Here is a 6907-nt window from a genome sequence, read left to right on the forward strand (position 1 = left end):
GACTGAGCCGAAAGTTGATGAAATGAACAGGAAGTTATTTAGGTATCTGAACTTTTACAACTTCGTTAGGCCTCATCAAGGTCTTGGTTATAAGACTCCAGTAGAGAAGTTTGAGGAATATATTAAAAAACACCAGGGTGTCCACCATGTATTGAACGAGAACATAAGACTCCAGTAGAGAAGTTTGAGGAATATATTAAAAAACACCAGGGTGTCCACCATGTATTGAACGAGAACAACATCTTTAAATTCTTCACCTAAAATTGGAAATTGGAAGGGAAAATCAAATAAATTTTCAGGAGGGCGTCATGAACAGAAGCCTCTTTATGGGGGGAATACCGGGGACGATGTCCCGTAGAGGTTTCTTAAGGGCCTGCGCCATTGCTACTGCTGCAATGGGACTTCCTATGGAAATGGTTCCAAAGGTTGCCGAGGCCGCATCTGACCCTAAGAGACCAAGCGTAGTTTGGCTTCATTTTCAGGAGTGTACAGGTTGTTCAGAGTCTTTACTAAGGGCATCACATCCAGACATTGCTACCCTTATTCTTGACTTAATTTCACTTGACTATCACGAGACTCTCTCTGCAGCTGCAGGTAAACAGGCTGAGGAAAACTTGGAAAATGCCATAGAAAAGGGAAACTACGTACTTGTTGTTGAAGGTGGAATCCCTCTCAAGGATGGAGGAGTTTACTGTAAGATTGGTGGAAAAACGGCAGTTGATATCCTAAGGAGGGCTGCAGAGAAAGCTGTTGCAATCATTGCAATAGGAACGTGTGGTGCTTACGGTGGAGTTCAAGCTGCAAAACCCAACCCAACAGGAGCTGTAGGCGTTTCAGATATCATTAAGGATAAACCGGTAATAAACGTTCCCGGCTGTCCTCCAAAACCTCACAACTTCCTGTCAACAGTTCTCTACTTCTTAACCTTCAAGAAACTTCCACCAACCGACAAGTTCGGAAGGCCTCTGTTTGCTTACGGAAGGAAGGTTCACGACCACTGTGAAAGGAGACCTCACTTTGACGAAGGAAGGTATGCAGAGCAGTTCGGGGACCTTGGACATAGGATGGGATTTTGCCTCTACAAGGTTGGATGTAAAGGGCCTGAAACCTACTCCAACTGTCCAGTAATCAGGTTTAATGATGTTGAGGTATGGCCCGTTTCTGTAGGTAACGGCTGTTACGGATGTACGGAGCCAAACTTCTGGGACACAATGACTCCGTTCCACAAGAGACTTCCAAACATTAAGGTTCCGGGTGGTAAGGGAATTCAAGCAAGTGCTACTGAAGTTGGAAAGGCTGCCCTTGGTGTTACCGCAGCAGCTTTGGCAATTCACGCCGGTGTAGGCATAGCTAAGAGATTGGCAACTGGCTCAAAATCTGAAGAATAAACCCAAGTGGGGAGGTAAAAAATGGCTAACAGGGTTGTAGTTGACCCAATTACGAGGATAGAGGGTCACCTTAGAATAGAGGTAGTTCCTAAGAATGGTTACATAAAGAATGCCTTCTCCTCTACTCAAATGTGGAGGGGAATTGAGGTAATTCTCCAGGGAAGGGACCCGGACGATGCCTGGATGTTCACACAGAGAATCTGTGGAGTTTGTACAACAGTTCACGCAATAGCTTCCGTTAGATCTGTTGAGAATGCCCTTCAGCTTGAGATTCCCTACAATGCTCAAATGGTTAGAAACCTAATTATTGCAGCTCATGCTCTTCACGACCACATAGTTCACTTCTACCACCTATCTGCCCTTGACTGGGTTGATGTAGTTTCCGCCCTCAAGGCTGATCCACACAAGGCTGCTAAGATAGCTGAAAGTTATCAGAACTGGAAGTTGAACGGAGCTCCCATATTCAAGGCCGTTCAGGATAAATTGAAGAAGTTTGTTGAAAGTGGACAGCTGGGGCCGTTCGCAAACGGTTACTGGGGACACCCTGCAATGAAGCTACCTCCGGAAGTCAACCTCATTGCAGTAACCCACTACCTACAGGCCCTCGACTATCAAAGAAAGGCAGACCAGGCAATTGCTATCTTAGGTGGAAAGAACCCACACATTCAGAACCTTGCAGTAGGTGGAGTTTCAACTGCAATTAACCCTGATAACGAAGCAACCCTCAATATGGAAAGACTTTACTACATCAAACAACTTCTTGAAGAGGTTAGAGAATTTGTCCATAACTGCTACGTTCCAGATGTAATTGCAATTGCAGCATTCTACAAGGAGTGGCTCAAGTATGGTAGGGGAGTTGACAACTACTTGGCAGTTCCGGACCTACCTCAGGATACCAAGGGAGAAACTTTTGATATCTACGGTGGAACTATCTTTGGTGGAGACCTTTCAACTGTTAAACCCATTAGGAGTTTCAACGACCCATACTTTAGAGATAACGTAGTTGAGAACATTACTCACTCCTGGTACAGGGGAGATTGGACCAGACATCCCTGGGATGAGGAGACAGTTCCAAACTACACTGGTATGCCTGGCGGTTACGTAAACGAAAATGGAAAGTATTCCTGGACAAAGGCTCCAAGGTTTAAGAAAGATGGAACTCACGTTCCAATGCAGGTAGGTCCTCTTGCTCAAATCCTCGTTAGCTACGCTCTTGGACATAAACTTACTAGGAAGTACGTCGATAGTGCACTGGAGCAGCTTAAGAGCGTTCTTTCCTTACTTGGAGAGAGCTCCGACGGAGTCGATATTAATGCTCTCCAGTCAACTCCTGGAAGGCACCTTGCAAGGGCTCTCAGGGCTCAGGTTCTCTCAGACCTTGCGCTAAAACAGTGGGAGCAACTTGTTGACAATGTTGGCCGTGGAGACCTTGAGATATACAACCCACCAAGCTACCCTGCTGGAGAAGTTAAGGGAGTTGGTTTCCACGAAGCACCAAGGGGAACGCTATCCCACTGGGTAGTAATCGAAAATGGAAAAATCAAAAACTACCAAGCCGTTGTTCCGTCAACATGGAACTCCTCACCTATGGACGACAAGGGACAACACGGTCCCTACGAGGCTTCACTTATTGGTAACCCAATTGCAGAGCCTGAAAAACCACTTGAAGTACTAAGGACGGTTCACTCCTTTGACCCGTGTATCGCCTGTGCCGTTCACATGGTCGACCCAGAGGATGGAAGCGAAATAACAAAGGTTAAGGTTCTTTAAGGGAGGGAATATCCCCTCCCACTTTAAGCCTATAAGGAGGGCAAGATGGCTACTTATGAAAAGAAATATGTCTGGGGGATACTTTTGAGACTCTTCCACTGGACATTTGCTCCTTCAATATTTACTCTGATAGTAACAGGACTTTACATACACTGGCCTTGGACGAACACATGGCTTGAAGGAAGCCACCAGTTTACAATGGCAGTTATGAGGTGGATTCACTTTATGGCTGGTATGCTCTTTACGTGTGCAGTAATTGCAAGGCTATACCTTTGGTTCTGTGGAAACAAGTATGAACGTGTCTGGGACTTCCTTCCTATAAATGGAAGAAATATTAAAAATCTCTTTTCAACTCTCCTCTACTACGCATATTTAACTGACCACCATGAAGAAAGACTGGGACATAATGCTTTAGCTGGAACAGCTTATTTCTTTACTATCATCTTAGCCGTAATACAGTTTATTACAGGATTATACCTACTATATCCCGAAAATAACTTCTTTGTTTCTCTAGGAGCTTCCCTCTTTGGGACTCAGCAGGAGGCAAGATTCATTCATTACATTCTCAACTGGTACTTTGCTTGGTTTGCGATGGTTCACATCTACATTGTTATTTGGAATGACATTAAACATCCTGAAGGTCTTATTTCATCTATTTTTGATGGGTTCAAGTTCGCAAGAAAAGAGCAGTAGTCAATTCTGAATTAGACTGAGGATGAGGGGGAGCTTTAAGCTCCCCTCTTTTAATTTGGAGGAAATGATGAAAATAGGAATTATGGGAGTTGGAAACGTTCTTTTAAAGGATGAGGGTTTTGGAGTGAAGCTTCTCTACATTCTAAAGTCAAAGTATGACTTTCCGGAGAATGTCGTTTTGATAGATGGAGGAACGGCCGGTATTTTTCTCTCTCCCGAAATAGATTACCTTGACAAACTCTTAATAGTTGATGTCGTAAAGGCTAAGGGGAAACCGGGAGATATTAGGATTTACAATAAGGAGGATTTCTTCATCGATAGGCTTCCCCTAAAACTATCTCCCCACCAGCTCGGTCTTCAGGAGGTGTTGCTTTTAAACGAAATAAAGGGAACTTGCCCGGAAGAGGTTAAACTGATTGGAATTATTCCAAAGGCCCTTGAAACCGGAACTGAACTGTCTCCTGAAATTGAGGAGAAATTAACTGAGGTTGAAAAACTGGTCTTGGAAACGCTGAGGGACTGGGGAGTTGAACCTAAATTAAAGGAAGTACCGGAGGACCCAAACATCTGGTGGGAAAAGAAGGTAAAGGAGGCTTAAATGTGTGTTGGCGTTCCAATGAAAATTGTTGAAATCGACTATCCAATGGCCGTTGCAGAGGCAAAAGGGGTTAGGAGAACGGTCAGTTTAATGCTCCTTCCTGAGAATGAGGTCAAAATTGGAGACTACGTAATGGTTCACGTTGGAAATGCTATAGAAAAAATCGATGAAAGAGAAGCTGAAGAAGTATGGAAGGCACTCGATGAGGTCTTAGAGATTTTAGAAAAAGGAGAAGGTTAATGCATGAAACCTCTATAGCAATGGGGCTAATTGAATCCTTAAACCAAATGGCAGAAAGGGAAAAAGCAAAGAGAGTTACAAAGGTAAATGTGAGAATAGGAAAGCTTTCCGGAATTGTTGTTGACTCCTTTGTTTTTGCATTTAATGCTTTAAAGGGACAGTTCCCGAAATTAAAGGATACGGAGCTCTGTGTAGAGGAGGTTCCCATTAGGTACCGCTGTAAATCCTGCGGTGAGGAGTTTGAAGTTGAAAGTGTATTCTTTCCTGAGTGTCCTAAGTGTGGCTCTATTGACCTTGAAATGCTCTCTGGAGAAGAACTTGAAGTAATCAATGCAGAAATAGAGGTTTAAATGAAAGTAAAGAAAATCTTCAATGGTAGTTTTGCCTACTACTACGAGAACGTAATAAACAGAATTTCAAGCTCCATACAAGTTAACAGATGGAGAAAGAAACTTGTGGATGGCGCTCTTTCTATTAACCCTTCACCTCACTTGGTTGTCGATTTTTGCTCGGGAGCTGGGAATATTGGGGAGTTTCTCTTAAAGAGAGCTCCAAAAACCAAACTTGTCAACTGTGACATCAGTAAACCATTACTTCTCATGGCAAAAAGAAAACTTAATGGAAAGGCGCTCTACGTCTGCTCGGATAACAGATTTTTTCCTATCAAGGGAGAATCTGTAGATATTGTCTTTTCCTCCTTCTGTGTTAGGAACTCTCCAGAACCAGAAAAAACATTAGAGGAAGTAAAGGGAGTTTTAAAAACAGGGGGAGTTTTTGCAGTTCTTGATTTCTTTAAACCCGAGGAAAAAAACGGTTCATTTAACCTTAATAGGTGTATTTTTAACCAGTTTATGAAAATCAATACATTACTTTCCAATGCAAATAGAGAAGCTATCAATTACCTATTTGAATCTATAGAAAACTTTTGCAGTGTAAGTGAATTTATGAAAATTCTAAGAATGTATGGCTTCACTATTAAAAAAGTTGAGAACTTTATGGGAGACGTTGCAACAAATATCATTGCAGTAAAAGGAGGAGAAAATGTGTGATGTATGTGGATGTGGAAACCACGAGCACAGTGAAAACAACCTTGTAGTCTCTGATGATAGCGCAAGGAAGAATGTAGAGATAAAAAAGAGCCTTCTAAGTGAAAACGACAGAGTAGCAGAATCCAACAGAAAACACTTTGATGAACACGGAATTCTTGCCATTAACCTTATTAGCTCTCCAGGGTCTGGTAAAACTACTCTCCTTGAAAGGACAATAGAGGCTTTGAAGGATGAGATTAGTATTGGGGTTCTCGAAGGAGATATTGAAACAGAAAGGGATGCAGAGAGAGTAAGAGCCAAAGGAGCAGCTGCTGTTCAGCTTACAACAGGAGGAGCATGTCACTTGGAAGCTCCCCTCGTTCATAAGGGTTTTCATGCCCTTGAGAAGCAGATGAGAGGATATCCAGACGTTCTGTTCATTGAGAATGTTGGAAACTTGGTTTGTCCTTCCTCTTTTTACTTAGGAGAGCATATAAGGGTTGTTCTCATTTCGGTTCCTGAAGGCAGTGACAAACCAGCAAAATATCCAAAGGCCTTTAAGACATCAGATGTATTTGTAATAACAAAATCGGACCTTCTTCCTTTCTTTGACTTTGACGTTGAAAAAGTCAAGGAGGAAGCCCTCTCCCTTAATCCAAATCTTAAAATTTTTGTTGTTTCCTCAAAAACAGGGGAAGGTTTAGAGGATTGGTTTAACTTTATTAGGAAGGAGGTTTCCAGGAAAAAGGCTCAGACGGTTTAACCTAAGTGGCGGAGAGGGCGGGATTCGAACCCGCGGTACGGGCTTTAAACCCGTACACCCGCTTAGCAGGCGGGCGCCTTCAGCCAGCTCGGCCACCTCTCCTTTTAAGTGGTGAGCCCGGGAGGATTCGAACCTCCGACCTACGGATTAAAAGTCCGTTGCTCTACCAGCTGAGCTACGGGCCCACTGTGGCGGAGGGGGAGGGATTCGAACCCCCGGAGGGCTGGTTAGGCCCTCAGGTGATTTCAAGTCACCCGCCTTCAGCCAGACTCGGCCACCCCTCCAACTGCGTAAGGAAAAAATAAACCTTGTATATCCTAATGTCAAGTTGGTGTTCTCGTTCAATACATGGTGGACACCCTGGAGTTTTTTAATATATTCCTCAAACTTCTCTACTGGAGTCTTATAACCAAGACCTTGATGAGGC

At 43.4% G+C, this 6907-nt stretch carries 9 protein-coding genes and 3 tRNA genes; 9 read left to right on the plus strand and 3 right to left on the minus strand.

Annotated elements, in window-relative coordinates; genetic code table 11:
• From FN732_RS09075 to hypB, 9 genes are all read left to right on the plus strand, one after another.
• On the plus strand, positions 1-178 hold a 178-nt coding region (locus FN732_RS09075), incomplete at its 5' end, for an integrase core domain-containing protein (RefSeq protein WP_142936230.1).
• Positions 179-308: 130 nt separating this feature from the next.
• Positions 309-1388 (plus strand): hydrogenase small subunit, encoded by a 1080-nt coding sequence (locus tag FN732_RS09080; protein ID WP_142936231.1) that lies wholly within the window; start codon positions 309-311, stop codon positions 1386-1388.
• Between the two features lie 21 nt (positions 1389-1409).
• On the plus strand, positions 1410-3158 hold the full coding sequence (locus tag FN732_RS09085; protein WP_142936232.1) for a nickel-dependent hydrogenase large subunit: 1749 nt from the start codon (positions 1410-1412) through the stop codon (positions 3156-3158).
• A 45-nt stretch (positions 3159-3203) separates the two neighbouring features.
• A complete protein-coding gene (gene cybH / locus FN732_RS09090; RefSeq protein WP_142936233.1) occupies positions 3204-3851 on the plus strand; it encodes a Ni/Fe-hydrogenase, b-type cytochrome subunit in 648 nt (215 codons plus the stop codon).
• Between the two features lie 67 nt (positions 3852-3918).
• Positions 3919-4449 (plus strand): HyaD/HybD family hydrogenase maturation endopeptidase, encoded by a 531-nt coding sequence (locus FN732_RS09095; RefSeq protein ID WP_246051370.1) that lies wholly within the window; start codon positions 3919-3921, stop codon positions 4447-4449.
• A complete protein-coding gene (locus FN732_RS09100) occupies positions 4450-4689 on the plus strand; it encodes a HypC/HybG/HupF family hydrogenase formation chaperone (RefSeq protein ID WP_142936235.1) in 240 nt (79 codons plus the stop codon).
• The gene (locus FN732_RS09105) at positions 4689-5039 is read left to right on the plus strand and encodes a hydrogenase maturation nickel metallochaperone HypA/HybF (protein ID WP_142936236.1); all 351 of its coding nucleotides are present in this window, start codon (positions 4689-4691) and stop codon (positions 5037-5039) included. Before FN732_RS09100 ends, FN732_RS09105 begins: the two co-directional genes overlap by 1 nt.
• Positions 5040-5738, plus strand: a complete 699-nt coding sequence (locus FN732_RS09110) for a class I SAM-dependent methyltransferase (RefSeq protein WP_142936237.1) — start codon at positions 5040-5042, stop codon at positions 5736-5738.
• Entirely contained in the window at positions 5731-6480 is a 750-nt protein-coding gene (hypB, locus tag FN732_RS09115) for a hydrogenase nickel incorporation protein HypB (protein ID WP_142936238.1), read from the plus strand. The genes FN732_RS09110 and hypB overlap by 8 nt, the downstream gene beginning before the upstream one ends.
• A 6-nt stretch (positions 6481-6486) precedes the next feature.
• Here hypB and FN732_RS09120 read toward each other — a convergent pair.
• From FN732_RS09120 to FN732_RS09130, 3 genes are all read right to left on the minus strand, one after another.
• Positions 6487-6582: transfer RNA gene (locus FN732_RS09120), tRNA-Ser, on the minus strand.
• A gap of 7 nt (positions 6583-6589) precedes the next feature.
• A tRNA-Lys gene (locus FN732_RS09125) sits at positions 6590-6665 on the minus strand.
• Positions 6666-6669: 4 nt separating this feature from the next.
• Positions 6670-6764: transfer RNA gene (locus FN732_RS09130), tRNA-Ser, on the minus strand.
• Between the last annotated feature and the right edge of the window lie 143 nt (positions 6765-6907).

Origin of the sequence: Balnearium lithotrophicum, assembly GCF_900182585.1 — a bacterium.
Classification (GTDB): domain Bacteria; phylum Aquificota; class Aquificia; order Desulfurobacteriales; family Desulfurobacteriaceae; genus Balnearium; species Balnearium lithotrophicum.

Coding starts and splice junctions, on each gene's coding strand:
- cybH (WP_142936233.1), top strand. CDS start 3,204: ATGGCTACTTATGAAAAGAAATATGTCTGGGGGATACTTTTGAGACTC.
- hypB (WP_142936238.1), top strand. CDS start 5,731: ATGTGTGATGTATGTGGATGTGGAAACCACGAGCACAGTGAAAACAAC.
- FN732_RS09085 (WP_142936232.1), top strand. CDS start 1,410: ATGGCTAACAGGGTTGTAGTTGACCCAATTACGAGGATAGAGGGTCAC.
- FN732_RS09095 (WP_246051370.1), top strand. CDS start 3,919: ATGAAAATAGGAATTATGGGAGTTGGAAACGTTCTTTTAAAGGATGAG.
- FN732_RS09105 (WP_142936236.1), top strand. CDS start 4,689: ATGCATGAAACCTCTATAGCAATGGGGCTAATTGAATCCTTAAACCAA.
- FN732_RS09080 (WP_142936231.1), top strand. CDS start 309: ATGAACAGAAGCCTCTTTATGGGGGGAATACCGGGGACGATGTCCCGT.
- FN732_RS09110 (WP_142936237.1), top strand. CDS start 5,040: ATGAAAGTAAAGAAAATCTTCAATGGTAGTTTTGCCTACTACTACGAG.
- FN732_RS09100 (WP_142936235.1), top strand. CDS start 4,450: ATGTGTGTTGGCGTTCCAATGAAAATTGTTGAAATCGACTATCCAATG.